22 protein-coding genes are annotated in these 21,800 nt (G+C 65.0%); 3 read left to right on the forward strand and 19 right to left on the reverse strand.

From position 1 onward, the window contains the following. Positions 1-134: 134 nt before the first annotated feature. The 5 genes from WJ542_RS00110 to WJ542_RS00130 all read right to left on the reverse strand — a co-directional run bounded on the left by WJ542_RS00110 (position 135) and on the right by WJ542_RS00130 (position 5,602). The gene (locus WJ542_RS00110; RefSeq protein WP_411186746.1) at positions 135-884 is read right to left on the reverse strand and encodes an SDR family NAD(P)-dependent oxidoreductase; all 750 of its coding nucleotides are present in this window, start codon (positions 882-884) and stop codon (positions 135-137) included. Positions 885-927: 43 nt separating this feature from the next. Beyond that, positions 928-1,914, reverse strand: a complete 987-nt coding sequence (locus WJ542_RS00115; RefSeq protein ID WP_411186748.1) for a quinone oxidoreductase family protein — start codon at positions 1,912-1,914, stop codon at positions 928-930. 77 nt (positions 1,915-1,991) lie between these two features. After that, positions 1,992-2,798: an SDR family NAD(P)-dependent oxidoreductase gene (locus WJ542_RS00120; protein WP_411186750.1), complete on the reverse strand. Its 807-nt coding sequence runs from the start codon at positions 2,796-2,798 to the stop codon at positions 1,992-1,994. Between the two features lie 51 nt (positions 2,799-2,849). Continuing rightward, positions 2,850-4,340, reverse strand: coding sequence for an aldehyde dehydrogenase (locus WJ542_RS00125; RefSeq protein WP_411186752.1), 1,491 nt, complete (start codon positions 4,338-4,340; stop codon positions 2,850-2,852). Positions 4,341-4,369: 29 nt separating this feature from the next. Next, positions 4,370-5,602: a CaiB/BaiF CoA transferase family protein gene (locus WJ542_RS00130; protein ID WP_411190430.1), complete on the reverse strand. Its 1,233-nt coding sequence runs from the start codon at positions 5,600-5,602 to the stop codon at positions 4,370-4,372. Positions 5,603-5,963: 361 nt separating this feature from the next. Between WJ542_RS00130 and WJ542_RS00135 the strand changes: the two genes are divergently transcribed. Both WJ542_RS00135 and WJ542_RS00140 read left to right on the forward strand, forming a co-directional pair. Next, on the forward strand, positions 5,964-6,908 hold the full coding sequence (locus WJ542_RS00135; protein ID WP_411186754.1) for a LysR family transcriptional regulator: 945 nt from the start codon (positions 5,964-5,966) through the stop codon (positions 6,906-6,908). 111 nt (positions 6,909-7,019) lie between these two features. Next, a complete protein-coding gene (locus WJ542_RS00140) occupies positions 7,020-8,141 on the forward strand; it encodes a MaoC family dehydratase (protein ID WP_411186756.1) in 1,122 nt (373 codons plus the stop codon). Between the two features lie 29 nt (positions 8,142-8,170). On the opposite strand, the gene WJ542_RS00145 is transcribed toward WJ542_RS00140, so the two are convergent. The 14 genes from WJ542_RS00145 to WJ542_RS00210 all read right to left on the reverse strand — a co-directional run bounded on the left by WJ542_RS00145 (position 8,171) and on the right by WJ542_RS00210 (position 21,122). Then, positions 8,171-8,959 (reverse strand): 3-hydroxybutyrate dehydrogenase, encoded by a 789-nt coding sequence (locus tag WJ542_RS00145; RefSeq protein ID WP_411186758.1) that lies wholly within the window; start codon positions 8,957-8,959, stop codon positions 8,171-8,173. A 29-nt stretch (positions 8,960-8,988) separates the two neighbouring features. Next, complete coding sequence (locus tag WJ542_RS00150) at positions 8,989-9,354, reverse strand: NIPSNAP family protein (protein WP_411186760.1); 366 nt, start codon at positions 9,352-9,354, stop codon at positions 8,989-8,991. Positions 9,355-9,417: 63 nt separating this feature from the next. Beyond that, positions 9,418-11,028 carry a GMC family oxidoreductase gene (locus WJ542_RS00155; RefSeq protein ID WP_411186762.1) on the reverse strand — a complete coding sequence of 537 codons (1,611 nt, stop codon included), beginning with the start codon at positions 11,026-11,028 and terminating at the stop codon, positions 9,418-9,420. A gap of 149 nt (positions 11,029-11,177) precedes the next feature. Further along, a complete protein-coding gene (locus WJ542_RS00160) occupies positions 11,178-11,978 on the reverse strand; it encodes an SDR family NAD(P)-dependent oxidoreductase (protein ID WP_411186764.1) in 801 nt (266 codons plus the stop codon). Between the two features lie 27 nt (positions 11,979-12,005). Further along, positions 12,006-12,854, reverse strand: coding sequence for an HpcH/HpaI aldolase/citrate lyase family protein (locus tag WJ542_RS00165; protein WP_411186766.1), 849 nt, complete (start codon positions 12,852-12,854; stop codon positions 12,006-12,008). A 24-nt stretch (positions 12,855-12,878) separates the two neighbouring features. Then, on the reverse strand, positions 12,879-14,111 hold the full coding sequence (locus tag WJ542_RS00170; RefSeq protein ID WP_411186767.1) for a CoA transferase: 1,233 nt from the start codon (positions 14,109-14,111) through the stop codon (positions 12,879-12,881). Beyond that, positions 14,108-14,959 (reverse strand): HTD2 family dehydratase, encoded by an 852-nt coding sequence (locus tag WJ542_RS00175; protein ID WP_411186769.1) that lies wholly within the window; start codon positions 14,957-14,959, stop codon positions 14,108-14,110. Before WJ542_RS00175 ends, WJ542_RS00170 begins: the two co-directional genes overlap by 4 nt. A gap of 237 nt (positions 14,960-15,196) precedes the next feature. Then, on the reverse strand, positions 15,197-16,474 hold the full coding sequence (locus WJ542_RS00180; RefSeq protein ID WP_411186771.1) for an ATP-binding protein: 1,278 nt from the start codon (positions 16,472-16,474) through the stop codon (positions 15,197-15,199). 8 nt (positions 16,475-16,482) lie between these two features. Further along, positions 16,483-17,250, reverse strand: a complete 768-nt coding sequence (locus WJ542_RS00185; RefSeq protein WP_411186773.1) for a response regulator — start codon at positions 17,248-17,250, stop codon at positions 16,483-16,485. 58 nt (positions 17,251-17,308) lie between these two features. After that, on the reverse strand, positions 17,309-17,560 hold the full coding sequence (locus WJ542_RS00190) for an EF-hand domain-containing protein (protein WP_411186775.1): 252 nt from the start codon (positions 17,558-17,560) through the stop codon (positions 17,309-17,311). A 256-nt stretch (positions 17,561-17,816) separates the two neighbouring features. After that, the gene (locus WJ542_RS00195; protein WP_411186777.1) at positions 17,817-18,731 is read right to left on the reverse strand and encodes a sterol desaturase family protein; all 915 of its coding nucleotides are present in this window, start codon (positions 18,729-18,731) and stop codon (positions 17,817-17,819) included. A 102-nt stretch (positions 18,732-18,833) separates the two neighbouring features. Continuing rightward, on the reverse strand, positions 18,834-19,169 hold the full coding sequence (locus tag WJ542_RS00200) for a glycine zipper domain-containing protein (RefSeq protein ID WP_411186779.1): 336 nt from the start codon (positions 19,167-19,169) through the stop codon (positions 18,834-18,836). 231 nt (positions 19,170-19,400) lie between these two features. After that, on the reverse strand, positions 19,401-20,222 hold the full coding sequence (locus WJ542_RS00205) for a MipA/OmpV family protein (RefSeq protein WP_411186781.1): 822 nt from the start codon (positions 20,220-20,222) through the stop codon (positions 19,401-19,403). A 57-nt stretch (positions 20,223-20,279) separates the two neighbouring features. Further along, a complete protein-coding gene (locus WJ542_RS00210; protein WP_411186783.1) occupies positions 20,280-21,122 on the reverse strand; it encodes a heme utilization protein in 843 nt (280 codons plus the stop codon). A 242-nt stretch (positions 21,123-21,364) separates the two neighbouring features. Between WJ542_RS00210 and WJ542_RS00215 the strand changes: the two genes are divergently transcribed. Next, complete coding sequence (locus WJ542_RS00215; protein WP_411186785.1) at positions 21,365-21,679, forward strand: hypothetical protein; 315 nt, start codon at positions 21,365-21,367, stop codon at positions 21,677-21,679. Positions 21,680-21,800: the final 121 nt, after the last annotated feature.

The raw sequence follows: 21,800 nt of genomic DNA on the forward strand, positions 1-21,800 counted from the left end.
CGGAGTGCGCACACTGTCATGGACTCCGGTCACGTGAATGTTATTGACTGGTGCTTAAGCGCTTACTCCGTACCCGTACAAGTCGTTTATGGCGCCGCATCGTATGCGGCTTCATATGCGAACAGCAGAAAAGCTCAGTGGATGTGGTACCCGCCGTTTACGTCGAGCACGACGCCCGTTACGTACGCGGACAGATCGGAGGCAAGGAACAGGCACACGTTCGCCACGTCCTGCGCGGTGCCGAGACGGCCGAGCGGCGTGCTGGCCGCCACGCTGGCCTTGCCTTCGTCGGTGATCTTGCCGATCAGCAGATCCGTGTCGATCAGCCCCGGGGCGATCGCGTTCGCACGAATGCCGTCGGGCGCCAGTTCGCGCGCCATCGACTTCGCGAGCGCCTGCACCGCGCCCTTCGCGGCCGCATAGTGCGGGCCGCCCAGCACGCCGCCGCCGCGCTGCGCCGCAAGCGAGCCCATACAGACGATCGTGCCGCTGCGACGGCCGCGAAAATGCGGCGTCATCGCGCGGGACATGTTGAACGTGCCGCGCAGACTGACGTCGAGCACGAGGTCGTAATCGTCCATCGAGCTGTCCATCAGGCGGTTCGCCTGACTCACACCCGCGTTGTTCACGAGGATGTCGACCGCGCCGAACGTCTCGACAATGTCCTTCACGACCTGCTCGCAGCGCCCGGCATCGCGCACGTCGCACGCGTAGCCCCGATGCGCGTCGCCGATCGCCGCAGCGGCTGCGCGCGCGTCCTCCTCGCGCAGGTCGATCAGCGCGACACGCGCGCCGTGCTGCGCGAAAAGCCGCGCCGTTGCCCAGCCAATGCCCTTCCGCGATGCGCATCCCGTCACGATCGCCGTCTTGCCGTCCAGTAACATCGCTTGGTCTCCTGCCTGTGTTGGTGATGAATTCCGTGGGCGCCTAGGCGATCAACACGACCGAGCCGAGCGTGCGGCCCGCCACGATGTCGCGATGCGCCTGTGCGGCGTCGCGCAGCGGATAACTGTTGCCGACCTTGACCTTCAGCACGTTGTCGCGCACCAGGCCGAACAGCGCGGTCGCCCCCGTGCGGAAATCGCTCGCGTCCGCCGTGTATTGCGTCACCGTGGGACGCGTGATGAACAGCGATCCCTTGCTGCGCAGATGCATCAGCGAGACCGGCCCCGGATCGCCCGACGGCCAGCCGAACGAAACGATCAATCCAAAACGCCGCGCGCTGTCGAGCGAGCCCTCGAAGGTCGCGCGCCCGATGCTTTCGTAGACGACCGCGACGCCCTTGCCGCCGGTCACCTCCTTGACCTTGGCGACGAAGTCCTGCTCGGGAATCACGACCGCGTGCGCACAGCCGAACTCGCGCGCCGTATCGGCCTTCAGCAGCGTGTCGACCGTGCCGATCACCGTCGCTCCCAGATGCGTGAGCCACTGCGTGAGCATCAGTCCGACGCCGCCGGCCGCCGCGTGCACGAGCACCGTGTCGCCGCGCTCGATCGGACGCAGGCGCGTGGACAGGTACCACGCGGTCAGGCCGCGAAAGAGCGCGCCAGCCGCGAGATCGGGCGCGAGTGTCTGGTCGGGCAGCGCGATCACGCGCTCCGCCGGTACTACCCGCTCCTCGGCATAACTGCCGGGCGTGAAGTACATGTAGGCGACCCGCTGCCCCTCTTTCACGTGCTGCACGTTCGCGCCCACTTCCGTCGCCGTGCCCACCGCCGCAAAGCCGATTCCGGTGGGCAGCGCGGCCGGCATCTCCCCGGCGCGGATCTGCGTATCGATGTAATCGACACCGATCGCCTCGTGCTTCACCCGAATATCGTCCGGGCCGGCCGGCTTCACCGGCTCCTCGACCCATGTCATGACTTCCGGTCCCCCGGTTTGCTCGACAACGAGACGTCCTGTAGTTCTGCTCATCGATTCACTCCAGACGGACTACTGCTGTAGTCGGGTTGATCGTATTGGTTCATGGACCCGTGCTCACCGGTTCGCGCTCATTGCGCGGTCCAGCCGCCATCCACCAGCAGCGAGGTGCCGGTCACCATCGAGGCCGCCGGCGAGCACAGGTAGACGGCCGCCGCCGCGATGTCGCGCACATGCGCCATGTGCCCGAGCGGGATCTTCGAGACGAGAAAATCGTACTTCTCCTCGGTATCGACGATGCTGCGCACGAGCGCCGTGTCGACGAACGTCGGCGCAATGCAGTTCACGCGGATGCGCTGCGGTGCAAGCTCGATCGCCATGGCTTTCGTGAGCCCTTCCACCGCGTGCTTGGTCATGCAGTAGACGGTACGATTCGGCGAGCCGATGTGCCCCATCTGCGACGAGATGTTGAGCACCACGCCGCCGCGCGCCGCCCGCTGCGGGTCGGCGAGCATCTTGCGCACGGCCGCCTGCGCGACCACGAAACACGCCCGCACGTTCAGGTCGAGTACCGTATCGAGATGGGCATCCGGGACATCGACGAACGGTTCCGGAATATTGGTGCCCGCATTGTTGACGACGATGTCGAGCTGCGCGAGATCGTCGATCACCGCGCGAATGGCCGCGCTGTCGGTCACGTCGCACACGGCCACGCGCGCGCTGCCGCCGCGCCGCTCGATCTGCGCTGCGACGGCTTCCAGTTCGGCGCGCGTGCGCGAGACCAGCACGACCTGCGCGCCCGCGTCGGCCAGCGCGCGCGCAATGGCCGCGCCGATGCCCCGCCCCGCGCCCGTCACGAGCGCGACCTGGTTGTCGATGCGAAACGGCAACACGGGAGCAAGGTCTTCGTTGTGGTTTGGGGCGCTCGTCGGAAACATGGCGGTCTATCGGCTCGCAAATAAATGAGTGAAGAAGGGTCGATCGCGTGCTCAACGGATCACGAACGGATCGGCTGTCTCCTGGGCGGTGCTGATCCAGACGCTCTTCGTCTGCAGGTATTCGCGAATCGCGTCCATGCCGTTCTCGCGGCCGATTCCCGAACGCTTGTAGCCGCCGAACGGCGACATATAGCTCACGGCGCGATACATGTTGACCCACACGATGCCGACCTTCAGCCGCTTCGGCAGTTCGATCGCGCGGCGCAGGTCGCTCGTCCATACGCCCGCGGCGAGACCGTACAGGCTGTCGTTGGCGATCTCGACCGCCTCGTCGTCGTCGCGAAAACGGATGCAGCTGAGCACCGGGCCGAACACTTCCTCCTGCGCGATGCGCATGTCGTTGCGCACGTCGGCGAAAATGGTGGGCTCGACGAACTGGCCCGAGCCGCATTCGGGGCGGTGCGCGGGCGAACCGCCCAGCACGCAGCGCGCACCTTCCTTTTTCGCTATGTCGATATAGCTCAGGATCTTTTCGTATTGCGGCGGCGTGGTCACGGGGCCCACCTGGGTCGTCGTTTCCTGCGGATCGCCCATGCGCGCCGCGCGCGCGAACGCGACCAGCCGTTCGACGAACTCGTCGTACACGCTCTCCTGCACGAGCACGCGCGAGCCGGCCACGCAAGTCTGCCCGGTCGCGGCGAAAATGCCGGAAATCGCACCCTTCACCGCATTGTCGAGATTCGCATCGGCGAACACGATGTTCGCGGACTTGCCGCCCAGCTCGAGCGTCACGTGCTTGAAGTCGCGCGCCGCCGCCTCGTAGATCTTCTGGCCGCCGGTCTCGCTGCCGGTGAAGCCGATCTTCGCGACGCGGCGGTCCGCAACGAGCGGCGCGCCCACTTCGGCGCCATAGCCGGTCACGACGTTGAGCACGCCCGGCGGAAAACCGGCTTCCTCGAATAGCCTCGCGAGTTCGAGCGCAGACGCCGACGTGAACTCCGAAGGCTTCAGCACGAACGTATTGCCGGCGGCCAGCCCCGGCGCCAGTTTGTTGACGGCGAGCAGAAGCGGCGAATTCCACGCCGTGATCGCGACGCAGACGCCAAGCGGCTCGTGACACGTGTAGTTGAACGTATCGGCCTTGTCGATCGGCAGTACCGCGCCTTCGATCTTGTCTGCGAGACCGCCGAAATACCGGAAGTATTCCGGCAGGTACGCCATTTGTGCGCGCATCTCGTTGATGAGCTTGCCGTTGTCGCGCACCTCGACGCGTGCGAGGCGCTCCGCATCGCGCGCGATCAGGTCGGCGAGACGGTGCAGCAGCAGCCCGCGCGCACTCGCCTTCAACTTCGCCCACGCACCGCCCTCGAACGCCCGGCTGGCCGCATCGACCGCGCGCGCCGCATCGAGCTTGCCGGCGCGCGGCAACACCGCCCACGGTTTCTGCGTATAGGGGTCGATGGTTTCGAAGGTCGCGCCGTCGGCGGCGTCGACCCATTCTCCGCCGATATACATCCGGTACTGCTGCAAATCGCTCGTCATCGGGATAGCGCTCCTTCCGGATCCATGGTTCAGATCACGCCGGCTTCGGCCAGCGCGCGCAGGTCCGCGTCACCGAGTCCCAGCCAGCTTGTATAGACTTCGCTGTTGTCGGCGCCCAGCGCGCGGCCCGCGTGGCGAAACTGCGCCGGCGTCGCGGACATTCTCGGCACCGGCGCCGGCACCACCAGTTTGCCGACGCGCGGATCGTCGATATGCAGGAGATTGCCGCGTGCCTCGTATTGCGGGTCCTCGAATATTTCGCGGATCGAATAAATCTGCGCGCACGGCACACCGCCGTCGCGCGTGCTCTCGAGCACCTCCGGTAGCGTGCGGCTGCCTATCCAGCCGGCAACGAGTGCGTTCACGCGGTCGCGGTTCGCCACGCGGATGGCGCTGGTGCGAAACTGCTCGACGAGTTCCGGCTGCCCTATCACGAGCGCGAGGCGCTCGAACATCTTGTCGTTGGTGCATGCGAGCGCGACCCATTCGCCGCTCGCGGTCTGGTAGTGGCTGTGCGGCACAACGTTGACCGTGTCGGCGCCCATACGCTCGCGCACGTTGCCGTACTTCGCATAGGCCGGCGCGATTTCGTCGAGCAACCGGAACACCGACTCGTACAGGCCGATGTCGATGAATTGTCCGCGCCCGCTCACCGCGCGCGCCTGCAACGCGGTCAGCACGCCAATCGCGCCCCACATGCCCGACACGTAGTCGGCCATCGACGTGGAGCCCGGCACAACCGGCGGTCCATCGCGTTCGCCCGCAAGCCAGGAGAGTCCCGCGAACGCATGCGCGATACGCGCGAAGCCGGGCTCGTCGCGCTTCGGCCCGGTCTGCCCGTATGCGCTGATGCGCAGCATGATGAGACGCGGGTTGATTTCGCTAAGTGCGTCGAAGCCGAGGCCCCAGCGTTCGAGCGTGCCGGGGCGGAAGTTTTCGAGCACGACGTCTGACTGTGCGACGAGCTTGCGAAACACCTCCGCGCCCGCGGGCTTGCGCAAGTCGAGCGTCACCGTCTTTTTGTTGCGCGACTCGCTAAGCCATACGAGGCTGTCACCGCACTCGGTCACCGTGCCAAACTGGCGCAGCGAATCGCCGGTTTTGGGCTGCTCGATCTTGATGACCTGCGCACCGAAGTCCGCGAGTATCGTGCCGCAAAACGGCGCGGCCACGAATGTCGCGATATCGAGCACCTTGAGATCCGCGAGTGCGCCCGGCTTGAGGTCGCCCAGCACGGTCTCTGCTTCATCCGATGTTTCCAATGCCATCATCGATTCCTGTTCGTTATCCGCGTCGCGCCAAGGCGCATCCGATGAAGCGAACTTTACGATTCAGGCATGGAACCAACAAACGCATTTATCTTTTGAATTGTGCAATCTGTTGGCACAATCGGCTGCGCCCGGCGCCGCGGGGAAACCCTGAGCAACAAGCAATGGCGGGGCTTGCGCGCGGGTCCGCTGACATCTCGCCGACGCCTGCCGACCCGCCGCACCCGGCGCGGGTGACGCATGGGTACCTTGCGCGAGCGTCGTCTAAGGGAAAATCATTAGGCGCGGTCATGGCGCGGACAAACCGGCCAATCCGGCCTATTATCCGGTTCAGTCGATTACTTGCGAGCCCAGCATGGCGTCTCCAACCCGATCGCTGGCCAACATCAATCTGAAACTGCTGCAAACGTTCATCCTCATTGGCGAGCACGGCAGTTTTCGCGTCGCGGCCGAAAAATCGTTCAAGTCGCAGTCCGCGATCAGTTCGCAGATAAGGCAGCTCGAACTGCAATTGGGCGTCGATCTCTTTCACCGCACCACGCGCAGTGTGCGGCTCACCGACGAAGGTACCGAACTGCTGCAATGCGCGAGACGCGCACTGCTCGAAGTCGAGTCGGGCCTGCGGCGAATACACGAACTCGCGGACATCCGGCGCGGCCGCGTGTCGCTATCGTGCTCGCCGACCATCGCGGAAACGCGGCTCGCCAAGGTGCTCGCCGAGTTCGAGCGCGAGTATCCCGGCGTCGAGGTATTCGTGCAGGAGGTCACGTCTGAGGCCCTCTTCGACAGCATCCGCAAGCGCGAGGTCGATTTCGGCGTGGGGCCGGTGGTCAATCACCCGGAGTTCCGTTTCGAGCCGATCCTGACCGACCCGTTCTACGCCATCGTGCCCAAGCGCTTCATCACCACGAGCCGCAAGACCATCGATCTCGCGACGCTCACCAACATGCCGCTGCTCGTGCTCAACCGTGCCACCGCGCTGCGCGCGATGCTCGAGGAGGTCATGAATACACAGCATCTGTCCTATACGACGCGATACCAGTTCGCGCAGGCGCAGACGCTGATCTCGATGGCCAACGCCGAACTCGGAGCGGCGATCCTGCCCGAGATCGCCCTACCGTCACGCACCGATCCGTCAACATGGGTGCTGCGCATCGTCAATCCGCCGCTATCGCGGCAGATCGCCGTCATCACGATGCGCGGCCAGAACCTGTCGCCCGCCTCGACACGGCTCGTGCAGTTGCTCAAGCAACTGATCGGAGGCCCGGTCACCAACCGACCCGCGCTCGCACACGATTGATTGAGCGAAGAACACGCATAATCGACGCAATAATGTCAATTGTCAGCCGGATGGCAGACCTATTAAAGTGGGCCGGAAGAAACCTTGCGTCCCCACGAGCCATTCGACGATATGACGAACAAAGGCACTTCCGCCGCCAAGCATCGCCCGGGCCGATTCTTCGAGGATTTCCGTCTCGGCCAGGTCATCCGCCACGGCACGCCGCGCACCGTCACCGACGGCGACGCTTCGGTCTACATAGCACTTACGGGCAGCCGCCACGTGACCCATTCGTCGGTGATGGTCGCGCGCGAGCTGGGCTTCGAAAGCCGGCCCATCGACGATCTGCTGCTGTTCAACATGGCCTTCGGCAAGACGGTTCCCGAAGTCTCGCTCAACGCGGTCGCGAACCTCGGCTACGCGGAAGCACGCTTCCTGAGCCCGGTGTTCGCCGGCAGCACGCTGCATTGCGAAAGCGTCGTGATCGGCCTGAGGGAGAATTCGAACGGCCGCAGCGGCATTGTCTACGTGCGCTCCACGTGTTACCGGGAAGACAGCCACGCGGTATTGAGCTGGGTGCGCTGGGTGATGGTTCACAAGTCGTCGCCGGGCGCAACGACGCGCGAACAGCATGTGCCCGACCTGCAGGATCATGTTGCGCCCGGCCAGCTGGTGGTGCAGGCACGCCTGCGCTCGACCGAGGCACTCGAGGATCTGCGCGAAGCCACGGGGTCCGCCGACGTTTGGGATGACTACACAATCGGCGAACGGATCGATCATCCCGGCGGCGCGACGATCGAGGAAGCCGAGCACATGATGGCCACGCGCCTCTATCAGAACAACGCACGGCCGCACTTCGACGCGCTCGCCATGCAGCGCGCGCCGACCGGCCGGCGGCTCGTGTATGGCGGCCATGCGATGTCGGTTTGCCGTTCGCTCGCCTACGACGGGCTAGAAAACGTGCTCGGCATGCTGGCCATCAACGGCGGCACGCACGTCGCGCCCACTGTCGGCGGCGACACGCTCTATGCGTATTCGGAGGTGCTCGACAAGTGGAAATTGCCGGGCCGCGCCGATGTCGGCGCATTGCGGCTGCGTCTTGTCGGGGTGAAGAATCTCGCACCCGCCGAAGTGCGCAACGCCAGGATCCGGCACGACAACGGCGCGATGGGCTGGCATCCGGCGGTCGTGCTCGATCTCGACTATACGGTGGCGATGCCGCGGCGGTCGAACGGACGCGCACGCGCCGAATGACGACTGGATGACCGACGGCGGACCCCAGGCTATTGGACCGTCCACCCGCCATCCACCGGCATGGCCGCGCCGCGAATCTGGCCAGCCGGCTCCGAGCAGAGGAACACCACCAGCGCGCCGATCTGCTCCGCGGTCTGGAACTGACCGGTCGGGATCTTCTCGGCGATCATCAGCGCCTGGGCCTGCTGTTTCGTAATGCCGTCGCGTTCGGCCCAGTCGTCGATCTGCTTCTGGACGAGCGGCGTCAGGATCATCCCCGGGCAGATTGCATTGCATGTCACGCCGCTCTTCGCCGTCTCCAGCGCGACAACCTTTGTCAGGCCGATCACGCCATGTTTCGCCGCGGCATAGGCCGACTTCGTCACCGAGGCGACGAGCGCATGCGCAGACGCGATGTTGACGATGCGTCCCCAGTCGCGCGCGCGCATTTGCGGCAACACGGCCTTGATCGCATGAAAGTTCGACGAGAGATTGGTGGCGATGATCGCGTCCCAGCGGTCCTCCGGGAACTCGTCGATCGGACAGGTATATTGAATGCCCGCGTTGTTCACGAGGATGTCGACGGCACCGAGACGCTCCGTGCACTGCTGCACCAACGCGCGCACTTCAGCCGGTTTCGTCACGTCAGCCGCGCCATGCACGACGCGCCCGCCGGACAGTTCCGCGAGTTCCCGGCACTGCGCGTCGATCTTCAACGCATCGCCGAAACCGTGGATCATCAGGTCCGCGCCTGCCAGCGCCAGGCAGCGGGCGATACCAAGCCCGATGCCGCTCGTCGAGCCAGTCACGAGCGCAATCTTGCCGTTCAGCGTATTCATGAGGTTTCCCGTTGGACGTGGCCGCGTGGTCAGGCTGCCGTTTGCGCGCGCGCGGCTTTGCTCGCGTCCACCAGCATCTGCAGGCGCGGAACGAAGAACGGTGCCGGCTTCAGGATTCGCGACTGCTGGTCGACGATCAGCGGCATCAGCTTTTTCAGATAGTCCTGCCAGTCCGGGTCGGCAACCATCTGCTCGCGCAGCTTCACGCGCTGATTGATGTCGTCGAAGGCCCACAGATGAACGATCAGGTTCAACGTGCCGATTTCCGACGAGTAGTAACCCACCATATACGGCAAATGCCTCGCCTGAATCACCATGCCCTCCTCCTCGTACAGCTTGAGGAAATCGGGCGCCTTGCCGGGCTGGACCGTATAAATGCGTTCTTCCACGAACATGATTTGCTCTCCTTATCGATATGAAGATTCGACTGCCCAAAAACGGCGCTGCGGCGCCGTCGCTCAGTTGCGCGCGTCTTCCAGGATCATCTGCGACGCTTTTTCCGCGATCATGATAGTCGGCGCGTTGGTATTGCCCGAGGTGATGGCCGGCATCACGGAAGCGTCCACCACGCGCAGATTGCCGACGTCGTGCACGCGCAGACGCGCATCCACCACCGCCATGCCGTCGCAGCCCATCTTGCAGCTACCCACCGGGTGATACATCGGCTGCGCGTTGGCGCGCAGGTACGCAAGCAGCTCGTCGTCCGAGCCCACGCCGGGCCCGGGCACCGTCTCCTTCACAACGTGCTCCACGAAAGGCGGCGCGGCGAACATCCGGCGCATCCAGCGCACGCCGGACATCAGCACGCGGCAATCCTCGCTGTCGGTCAGATAGTTGAACAGAATTTGCGGCGAGGCGAACGGATCGGCGGCTGCGAGCGAGAGCCGACCACGCGATCTCGGCCTGCTCTGACTGCACGACGCGGTCACGGCCGGAACGTTCTCGGCCGTAATGCGGCCGTCCTTGCGCACGAGAATGCTGAAAGGCCGGAACTGCAACTGCAGATCGGGCCTCGTCAGGTCGGGCCGCGAGCGCAGATACGCGCCGACCTGCGCGGCCGCGCTGGTCAGCAGCCCGCTGCGGGTCAGCACGTAACGCAGCACGTGCGGCAGCACGCGCAGGTTCGACGAAATCTTCCGGTTGATCGAAAACTCCGGCGACACCTGCGCAAGATAATGCACATAGGTGTGATCGTGCAGGTTTTCGCCGACACCCGGCAGGTCGTGCACGACGTCGATCCCGAACGAACGCAGTTGCTGCGCCGGACCAATTCCCGACAACATCAGCAACTGCGGCGAATTGATCGCACCACCCGAAAGGATCACCTCCCGCGCAAGCGCCCGATGTTCGACGCCTGCCTGCCGATACACGACACCCGTCGCGACGCGCCCCTGCATGAGCACCTTCAGCACGTGCGCGTTGACACGCACGTCGAGATTCGGGCGACGCCTCGCGGGCGCGAGAAATGCGCTCGATGCGGACTCGCGCGCGCCCTGGCGCAGATTGAGTTGCAGATAACCGATGCCTTCGTGCGTCTCGCCGCCGAAGTCCGTATTGAGCGGCACGCCGATCCCTCGGCCTGCCTCGACGAATGCCCGCGACGCGACATGCGGCGCCTTCAGGTTCTCGACGCTCAGTTCGCCATCGGCGCCGTGATAAGCGGTGCTGCCGCCTTCGTAGCACTCGCTGCGCCGATAGAACGGCAACACGTCGTCCCACCCCCAGCCGCGATTGCCCAGGTCGCGCCAATGGTTGTAGTCGTCCGGATGTCCGCGCATGTAGACAAGACCATTAATCGAGCTCGATCCGCCGAGCGTCTTGCCGCGCGGACACGCCAGCATGCGGCCATTCAATCCCGGCTCGCTGCTCGTCGTATAGCGCCAGTTCACGCCGGGGTCGGAAATGAGGCGCGTCATGCCGGCTGGAATTCTGATCCAGAGCTTGTTGTCGGGCGGCCCCGCTTCGAGCAGCAGCACGCGGGTGCGCGCGTCCTTTGACAACCGGTTCGCCAGCACGCAGCCCGCGGAACCCGCGCCCACGATGACGTAATCGTATTGCGTCGTGTCCATCTGGTGTGTCTCGCTCCTCATGGCAGGCCGCGATGCGGGCTACCTTATGTTGTGACGCTACTTTACGGGCGCCGTGCCGGCCTGACCAGCGCAATAATGTGAGCCATTCTGCAATTTGGCCGATCAATCGGGCCGTTCGGCGCGAGGGCTCATTGTGCTGTCCATCCGCCGTCCACGCGGATGCAGGTGCCGGTCGTCATCGCCGCCGCCGGCGACGCCAGATAGATGGCCGCGCCCGCCACGTCTTCGATCTGCCCGAGGCGGCCGAGCGGAATCTTCTCCACCATCTCGCGCTGCTTCGCGGACGTATCGACGATACGGCGAATCAGCGGCGTATCGATAAAGGTCGGCGCGATGCTGTTCACGCGAATCCGCTGTGGCGCCAGTTCCACCGCCATCGCTTTCGTCAGCCCTTCCACCGCATGCTTGGTCATGCAGTAAGGACCGCGCAGCGGCGCGCCCACGTGTCCCATCTGCGAGCTCACGTTGATCACGCACGCATCCGTCGCGCGCGGACCCGCCGCGAGCATGCGCCTCACCGCGGCCTGCGCGACGACGAAATACGAACGGACATTGAGTCCCAGCATCACGTCGAGCTCCGCCTCGGACACGTCGACGAACGGACCCGGAAAATTGGTGCCCGCATTGTTGACGACGATGTCGAGCGCATCCAGACCGCCGATGATCGCGCGCATGGCGTCGCTGCACGTGACGTCGGCGGGAGCGATGTTCAGGCGCCCGGCGCCAGCCGCGCGAGCGCGCCGGGCAAGCAGTTCGAGTTTCGCGGCCGTGCGCGCAACCAGCACGAGATCCGCCCCCTCGCGGGCAAACGCAAGCGCGATCGCCGCGCCGATGCCTTCGCTCGCGCCCGTAATGAGCGCCGTCCTGCCCGCCAGCAACGCGCGTCCGTGAGCCCCCGCGCGCGGCATCTCAATGCTTGCTCCGGCCATGTCTGACACCGTCCTCTCTATCGATCCCTATCGGAGAGCCGCGTCGTCCCGGCGGCCCGATGCCTCGCCGCGCCTCGCGCGCGCAAGGATCCGCTGCGCGCGCGCGATCACTGGCGCGTCGACCATCTGTCCGTCAACCGTGAACACCCCGTCACCGTGGCGAGCGCCCTCGACAATCCGCTCGGCCCAAGCGCACTCCTCTTCTCCCGGCGTGAAGGCGCGATTGACCACCGGCACCTGCGCCGGGTGAATGCACAGCTTGCCGCCAAAACCGAGGCGGCGCGCGTGTTCGCTCGCCCGCCGCATGGCGTGAGCGTCGCGAAATTCGAGCGACGGACCATCGAGCGGCGCACCGATACCCGCCACGCGCGAGGCCAGCACGAGCCGCGAACGAAAGTACAAGAGCGCTTCCTCGTCGCCCTGCAGGTCGAGGTCGGCGGCGAAATCGACGGTGCCGAACATCAGCCGCGCGACGCCGGGCCATGCCGCGATCCGCTCGACGTTCGCCATGCCGGACGCCGACTCGATCAGCGGGAAAAATGGCCTGGGCTCGCGCAAGCGGTTCGACGCCTGCGCCAGATCGTCCGGCTCGCCGACTTTCGGCAACACGATGCCGAGCACGCCGGGCCGGTCGCATAGCGCCATGTCGTCGTCGAACCACGCGCTGCCGGGCGCATTGACTCGCACGAGCGCGCGCGCGCCGGCGTCGGTCCATGCGCGCACCGCCTCGCGCGCCTCGGCTTTCGCAGACGGCGCAACGGCATCCTCCAGGTCGACGATGACGCCATCCGCGCCGCTGCGCAGCGCCTTGCCGAAGCGTTCGGGATGGGTAGCCGGCACGAACAGGCAGGAGCGCAGATCAACGGGATTCGTCATGGCAAGCCTTCGGAGATGGAACGCTCAGACGCACACGGTGGGATCGGCCTCGGGGCCGGCCACCACGCAGGCCTCATGCAGCTGCGAACGCGCGGACGCATCGAGGCCAAGCACTCCGGCGAGCACCTCGTCGGTATGTTCGCCGAGCATCGCTGCCGGCCGCTGCGCGCCGCGCAGCCGGTCCGGCGCGCGTACCGGCGTACCGGCCGCCCAGTGCGTGCCGATGCCGGCCGTGCTCACGCGCTCGTAGAGCGGATTCGACCCGCCTACGCGGAGATCGTCCGCAAGCAGTTCGCGAACGCTGCGGTAGGGTCCCCAACACACGCGGCGAGCATCGAAAAGCGTGGCGATCTCGTCGTATGAGCGCGTCGCGAACCACGGCTCGAACACGGCAGCGATCGCGTTGCGTGCCGCGTAACGGTCCGCCTCGCGGGCGAAGTCGCCGCCGACGCGCGTCTCCAGTTCCGCGAACTCGCGCGCGAGTCCGCATGCGTCGACGAGCGCGCGCCACTGCCCGGCTGAGATGCCCGCGATCATCAGCCTCCGGCCGTCGCGCGTGACGAAATCGCGGCCGAACGCGCCATATATGTGATTGCCGATCGCTTCGCGCTGCGTGCCGAGTACTTCCACTTCCGTCATCACGCCCAGATGCGACAGCATCGAAAACGCGACGTCCGACAATGCGAGCCGCAACTGCGTGCCCGCCCCCGTCTGCCGGCGCGACATCACCGCGCACGCGATCGCCATCGCCGCCTGGTAGGCGCAGCACGCATCCCAGGCGGGAAACGGGTTGTTGACGGGCGCGTCGCCCGCGCCTGTGACGAACGGATAGCCGCTCGCGCAATTGACCGTGTAATCGACGGCCGTGGAGCCGTCGAAATTGCCTTCGATCGTGCAGGTGATCATGTCCGCGCGCCGCGCGGCGAGGAGCGCGTGATCGAGCCACGGCACGCCGATATTGGTCAGCAATATGCCGCCCTCCGGGCCGGGTGCGGTGGCGAGACGCTGGACGAGTTCGCGGCCCGCGGCGCTGCGCAGGTCGATCGCGATGGACTTCTTGCCCTTGTTCAGGCCGGTCCAGTAGAGGCTGCGCCCGGACGGCGCGACCGGCATGCGGTTGTAGTCGATGCCGCCGCCGATCATGTCGACGCGTATCACCTCCGCGCCGAACTGGGCCAACGTGAGCCCCGCGAGCGGCGCCGCGATGAACGCCGAGCTTTCGATCACGCGCACGCCGCGCAAGAAATCGTAGCTCACAATTTCTCCCCGAAAGCCGCGTGCGCTTCCATGGTCACGCAGCCTTGCGCGTCGCGGGTCCAGAGATCCGCTGCCGCGCCGTCCGCGCACGGCGCCCCGCACAGCGAGAAAGCGTGAGGGCCGGCAAGCGGGCGAACGCCGCGAAACGAAAAGCTCGCAAGGCGGCGGCCCGTCGCGCTGACGGCCAGATGCGCGAGCAACGTGGCGAGCAGCGGACCCTGCACGACGAGACCCGCGTGCCCCTCGGCATGCATCGCGTAGTCGCGATCGTAGTGAATGCGATGTGAGTTGAAGGTCAGGGCGGAATAGCGGAACAGCAGCGCCGGATCGGGCCGCATGCTCCGCTCCCACCGGGCGTCGCCCCGCGCGGGCTTGCCGGGCACGGGCACGCCGCCGCCGCTCGCAGCCGGACCGCGATAGACCAGATCCTGCTCTTCGTCGACAAGCAGTTCGGCGCCGCGGCTGTACCGGTGACGCAGCGTGACGAACAGGAGTCTGCCCGAGCGCCCGGCCGTCTCGCGTATGCCCGCGACCGACGACGCGCGTGTCAACGTATCGCCAACGCGCAAAGGCGCATGAAGCGTCAGGCGGCCGCCGGCCCACATGCGGCGCGGCAGGTCGGCCGGCGGCGGGAAGATACCGCGCGTGGAGTGACCATCCTCTCCGAGTTCGCGGGCAAGCGCTGGCGTCACGCAGTACATCCAGTGCCAAAGCGGCGGCAACGGGCCGCCTGCGCGAGGTGCGTCGTCGGCCAGCGTCGCCGCCGCCGCCGATGCGCGAAAGTGATCGACGCACTCAGTCCGGGTTTCGATGCGGTCGACCCAGTCGTGCGCAATGTCGTTTTCCATGCTTCGCGTCGGCCCGCCTGTCGATATGGTGCGGACAAGGTTAGGGAAACTCGACGGGCCTGACAAACAAAATTATTGCACCGACTATGCGAATTGATCGATCAATTCACCTGTTCCGCGGCGGATGGAAATGGCGATGTTCATGCGCTTGACCCACTGGGTCGGGCGACCCGCCGCGGACTTCGTGCGGATGCGGCCGCAGTAGGCCCCCCTCCCGGCTGTAGCCTTGCTCGCCACCTAGAAGCATGGAAGACGGACTTCCGCAGCCAATCCACCTTCCGGCCGGATTGAAAGTTCGAGCTTGCCATGATGTTGCCGCGCGATCCTCTCCGCGATCGCAAGACCCAGTCCGGTACCCGCAGCCCGGTCAGCGCTCTCCACGCGCCTGAACGGTTGCCGGATTACCGTCAGCAACTCCTCGGGGACACCCGGTCCAGCGTCCTCGACGACGAGCACGACGCATCCTCCATCGCAGTATGTTCGGACTGCCAATCCAACTTTTCCGTGAACCACCGCGTTGTGCATCAGGTTCATCAGTAGCCGTTGCATGCCGACGGCGCGATAAGGAATCTCCGGCAACGGCGCCAGATCGAGCTCAAACACGTGCCCGAGCCCCGCGTAATCAGCGGCAAGCTGTTCCACCAGGGCATTGAGATCACCCGGCACGCGCGGCTCGTCATCCCAGCCGCGGGCGAAATCGATGAACTGGGCGACGATCGTATCGATCTCGGAGACGAAGCGCTCCGCGTTCGCGAGCGGCGCATCGAACGACTCCGGTGCGGTAATCGCCATACGCAACTTCGTCAACGGCGTGCGGATATCGTGCGAAATGCCGGCCAGCATTTCCGTGCGCGTTGCCTCCACGCCGGCAAGCGCTTCCACCATCCGGTTGAAGGCCTCGGCCACTCTCGCCAGCTCCGTGGGCCCTTTCGCGGGAACGGGCTCCGGCCAGCTGCCGCGCTCGATCGTCGCGGCAGCATTCGCGAGTCGTCGCAGTGGGCCGGCCGTGTGACGCTGGATCAACCACGCGCCGAGCGCGGGCAGCATGGCGAGTGTCAGCGCGATACCCATCGCACCGAGCGACAGCGACTGCCCGATCGCCGCGGCCACGGGCAATGCGACCCAGTAGTACCGGCCGTCGATCACGAGGCGCACCCAGAAGCGATGTTGGCCGCCAGCTTCCCCATACGCCTGCGCCCCGGGAGGAAGACGCTCGCTCAACACGCGAAGAAATCGGCGGACCGTATAAGCATGTGGCAGCAATCTGTGCGTATCGACCGGGGGCGTACCCGAAACGCCGCCGTTCATCGCCGTCAGCTCCCGGCTCCGCTCAGGCTCAGGCAAGGCCACCAGCAAACGCTCCATCATGGCGGTTTGCGAGGCGACCAGCGAAGCCGCTTCGTCTATGCGCGGTTTCTGGACAAAAATGAAGATCGACAGGAACGTCGAAACCTGGCTCGTGATGACAACCAGCACGAGCAGCACGAGGTTGCGTCCGAGCAGCGAAGCGGGCAATAAGCGGGTCATCCTTCGAGCTCTGCCATCAGCATGTATCCCACACCCCAAACGGTACGAATAAAGCGAGGCTTCGAAGCATCCGCTTCGATGATCTGCCGCAGGCGCAGAACCTGCACGTCGACGCTGCGCGCATTCGCGTCGTAGTCGCGGCCATGCGAGCGTTCGATCAGATTCAGCCGGCTCACTGGCCGGTTGGGCGTCTGCGCGAGCGCGCAGAGCAGACGCAGTTCCGCCTGACCAAGTTCGACCTCCTGTCCGTCATGGGCCGTCAGCTCATGAAGCAGCAGATCAAGGTGGAAGTCGCCGAATTTCAGTCTGACCGCTTCGTCGTCGAACCGGATGCCATCCCGCGAAACGCGCCTTTTCAGCGCCAGTTCCTGACGGCGCAATATGGCGCGAATGCGCGCGAGCAACTCGCTCGGCAGGAAGGGCTTCGCCAGGTAATCGTCGGCGCCATGCTCGAGTCCGACCACGCGATCGACTGGCTCGCCGCGCGCCGTGAGCATGAGAATGGGAATGATCTGTCCTTGCGCCCGCAGGCGACGGCAAACGGAGAAGCCGTCTTCGCCCGGCATCATGATGTCGAGAATCAGCAGGTCGTACGGCTCGCGCTCGAGAAACATGTCCATCTGCTGGCTGTTCTTCGCCGTACGCACGTCAAAGCCGTGCGCCGCCAGATAGCGCTGCAACATGTTGCGGATTTCCGCTTCGTCGTCCAGTACGATGATGCGGGCAGCCCGCCTGTCGCCGGGAGCCGGAATGGTAGTCAACATGGCGATCTGCGGTCCTCCCCTATCGACGGGCAAAACCATTGTTGCGCACAGGGCACGCTTACTGGCGATGCTGCGCCGCGTAGCGCTCGATGTCGTCCAGCGTCACGTAACCCTTGTGGTCCGCGTCGATCTGGTCGAAATTCTTCGCCACTCTCGGCATGCCGGCCTGCGCTTCCGCCAGCGTCAGCTTGCCGTCGTGGTTCGTGTCGGCCGCATCGAATCGGGCCTGGAGCTTTTGCAACGCTGCGCCTTGCGCATAAGCCGTCGAAGTTGCCAAGGCAGCGATCAGAATCAGACAGGTACGTTTCATTTTTCTCTCCATGAAAAAGACAAGCTGGCTGCTTGAAACTCGTCTGGAAAACGAGTGTAAGAAAACCCGCTGCAATACAGGTTTCGAATGTGTAAAAATAAATGTCAGCCTATGTCACGCCCCAGTGCCGGCCGGTGCCGCCCGTCGTCCGGAAATGAAGCGTAAACATCGGAGGCCGGCCGACGCGGACATGGCAATCGTGTAACGGGAAAATTGACGGCACCGGGTACCGTCGGGAATTCAGCACTTGCCGTCCCTATTCCCCGGCGGCGCGCTGGCGCCGCAGCAACGCCGCCCGACTTCGCAGTTCCTCCGTCGTCTCGCCATCACCGTCCGCGCGCCAGCCTGGCGGACGAAACAAGTGTCCCAACACCGTGGCCAGGTTCCGCGCGGCAGTCAGGTCGCGAGCGAGACTTGCCCAGTGCCCGAATTCCACGACGAACGGATTCTGCGATCGCGTAGGCGTGACGAGACCGTAGCGACAGGGAAGCTCGTCGCGCTCGGCCACATACGTGCCGAACAGACGATCGAAAATAATCAGCGCACCGCCATAGTTGGCATCGAGGTACTCGACATTCGACGCATGGTGGACACGATGTGCGGATGGCGTATTGAAAACGTACTCCAGCCAGCCAAGCCGTGGAATCCAGGTGTTGTGAATCCAGAACTGGTAGAGCAGATTGATGGACAACGACGCCAGGACGACATGGGGATTCACACCCAGCCAGATGAGCGGGGTGAAGAAAAGCCCGCTTCCCGTCAGCTTGCCGGTCCAGCCGAGACGGTAAGCCGTGGACAGCGTCAACTGGTTCGGCGAATGATGGACCGCATGCGAGGCCCAGAAGAACCGGATACGATGTGCCGCGCGGTGATACCAGTAGTAAAAAAACTCCTGCCCGACGAACACCAGCAACAACGTCGGTATGCCGTGCAGCGGAACGGTGTAGATCCGGTACTGCCAGGCAAGGGCGAAAACCGGCGCAGCGAACGAGAGCGGCAGGCGGTCAATGACGCGGCGCCCCGCCATGTCGACGAGCGAAATCCCCATCTCGTACCATGCGAACAGCGCACCTCCGCGACGCGCCCGCCAGGAAAGCACGACGGCCTCGACCAACGACAGGCCGATCAATACAGACGAAACGACAAAAGCAGATCTGAGTGTGTGAGCCATGCCTGGGAAACCGGTAAGCACGGGACGACCGTTCGGGTGCCAGGCATCACTTGGAATGCCAACGCCAGGTAGTCCGAAATGGTGCCGTAGACATCGAACATTTCAATAAGGCGCGTAGTAGTAGTACACCGGACGCGTATATACGACGGGTGGCGCCACAACGACGGGCGCGGGCGGCATGACGATCGTGTCGCCCTTCGCAGTAATGCACTGGGCGTAGGCGTTGTCATACTGCCGCTGCAATGCGGCTTCCGTCTGTCCGCGCTGGTTCGCACCCGCAGCCGAACCCAGCAGGAGACCGACGCCCGCGCCTATTGCGGCACCCGCACCTGCGTTACCCGCTCCCGCGCCGATCAGGGCGCCCGCAGCCGCGCCGCCGGCGGTACCGAGCACGGGCGCCGCCGCGCCCGATTGCGCCGTTGAATGACTCGAAGCCATCGGGTTCACAAGCTGAGACGCGTACGTGCGACAACTAAAATCGTCTTGCTGGAATGCGTTGAGTGTCTTCCCCGGAGCGGGGAGCGCAGATACGGTCGGGTAGCTGGGCGGCACCACCGCGCAAGCGCAAAGGGCAAGCAGCGTGCAAACCAGGAGCACAAGGTAGCCCGGACGGAAAATATTCATGATGTGCAGAAACAGTCGTTGCGAGGAGTGAGTGCCCGCGTAGTCCTAAAACCGGTACGCGAGCCCGAGGGAACCGAAGACGCTTGCCCGCCGCTCGACGATCGGACTGGCGGCCGCGTCGCCGACCAACGTGCCGACACCGGCGGCAGCGCGCAGCGACCAGCGCGCGTCGAGGCGATGATCGAGCGCGACCTTCAGATCGACGCGCGAAAATCCCGCCGACGGTGAATACACCGGCAGATGTGCGGCACTATCGATCGACTGCTCGCTGTCGATGCCAAAGTAGGTCTGCTCGGCCGGGCCGTTCGACCAGACCGTATCGGCCGAAACCGTCACCTTGTCCTGCGGCATCTCGAGCGCAACGTAAGACACGCCCAGCGTCGCGTGATTGCCGTAGCCGGCGTGCGCCGACTGAAGGAACTTCAGGTTCACGGCCATCCGGCCCATTTCCCAGCGAACGAACGCGCCATACACGAGCGAATCGTCGATATTGCCCGTTCCGTTGAGGATCGTTGCGTAGTCCTGGTCACGACCTAGACCGACACCGATGAGCGGACCGGCGCTCAGATGTGTACCGATCGGCCAGGCCACCCCGCCGTCGAGCCCCTCGGCAAAGAACCGCATCCCCGAAGCCGTCTGGCTCGAGAGCGCAATGACGGGTAATGGCAACACACGATAAGCGGTTGCCCCCTGATAGCGCGGCAACGCCGTGATATCGAGACCTATGCTGCCGTCTGGCGAGGACTGCGCAAAGGCACAAGTCCCGTACACCCATGTGCATACGATGAGCGTAAGAGACACTACGCTTCGGTGACTACGGCCTGCGCGGCCGTTCGGCGACGTGAGATCGGGAAAAAATTCGGACATGGGCGATCAAGCGGATGGGTAGCGGGAGGGAAGGACGCTCGAAGCACGCAGCGTTGGTCAGGACCAGTGGCCAGGCACCCAGACGTTACCGACCCAATGGGCCCCTACCCAGACGCGTGGCGGAACCACCACCATAGGCGCCGGCGCGACCACGACGGGCGCTGGAGCGACGGCAACGGCCACTGGCGCAGCAGCCGGCACCATCACGGCAGACGGCGCAGCAACCACCGGAGGCACGACCGCAACGACCGCGGCCGGCGGAGGCGCTGCCACGGCGACGCCGGGCGCCGGAGCGACGACCGCAACGTGGGGGGCTCCCGTTATGACTACGCCGCCGGTGGTGACCGTGCCGCCATGCGGACCGGTCACGCTGCCCGATGTCGCCACGACTCCCGGCGCCACATGCACGGCCGTCGTCGTATGAGAGACGGTTTCGCCCGCCGGACCCGTGACGCTCGCCGTCCGCGTACAGACACCGCCCGCGCAACGGGTCGAACCCGAATGCGAGTAAGTTCCGTTCGGTCCGCTGAGGGTCCCCGAAGACGAGAACTGCCCCGGCCCGGTTCTCGTCACGCTATCCGACGTGCTGACCGTGTGGCCATTGGGACCGGTCACGCTGCCGTCGTGCGTGCAGGTTCCGCCTGCACAACTGGTCGATCCGCTGTGCGTGTAGCGACCGCCGTCAGGACCGGTCGCAGTGCCCGCATTCGTGAATTGCCCCGGGGCCGTACGCGTGACCGTGCCGTGATTCGTCGCGAGACCTCCGTACGGCCCCACGACACCGCCGCTATGCGTACAGGCGTTGCCGCCGCACGAGCCGTAACGCACGAGATGCGCATCGGCACCCTGGCAGAGTAGCGCCAGCAGTACCGACGCCGTAGCCGGAACAACGTTTCTCATGAATGCCCTCTTGCGGAAAAGACGAATCAACGCCGCCAATGTAGAAAAACGCGAGGGCAATAGCTGTTAGCAATTCATGTCAAACGATGTCGGCGAACATTAGAGCGCACCGGGAGAAGGCGAAGAAAGGTCGAAACGCGATGACATATTTTCAGAACAGATTTTCATTGGCACGCCGATTACGCTTGCATTCGTGGCCGGCACCCGTCGGTCTTTCAACCCTGCCTCACCAAGGATCTGCGATGAAACTGCGTTATCTGATCGCCTCTGCAAATGGGCTGGCATTCGCGCTGCTGGCGCAGTCCGCAATGGCCGGCGTGGCCATTGGCATCACGGTTCCAGTCGCACCCGTCGTGCCGGTCGTACCGACTTACGCCCCCGTAATCATCCCGGCTGCACCGGTCGTCGTCGCCGCGGCTCCGGTGGTGGTTCCCCCTCCTCCGGTCATCGTCGCACCGGTGCCCGTAGCCGTCCGGCCTGTTTATGCCGCTCCGTACTACCCGGCCGTCACCGTGCATACCGGGTACTGGGCGCGCGGTGTCGTCGTCGTTCACTAGTCCCCGCCCCGTGCCGCCGTGTGAGCCACAGCGGCATTCCGCCCCGTTCCTCAGCAGTGGCGTTCGAGGCGGCGGAGAGGCCCCGTCTCTCCCCGCTTCCTTTTTCCTCCGACCGCGCGTT

It is taken from the genome of Paraburkholderia yinzeri (assembly GCF_046581065.1).
Taxonomy (GTDB): domain Bacteria; phylum Pseudomonadota; class Gammaproteobacteria; order Burkholderiales; family Burkholderiaceae; genus Paraburkholderia.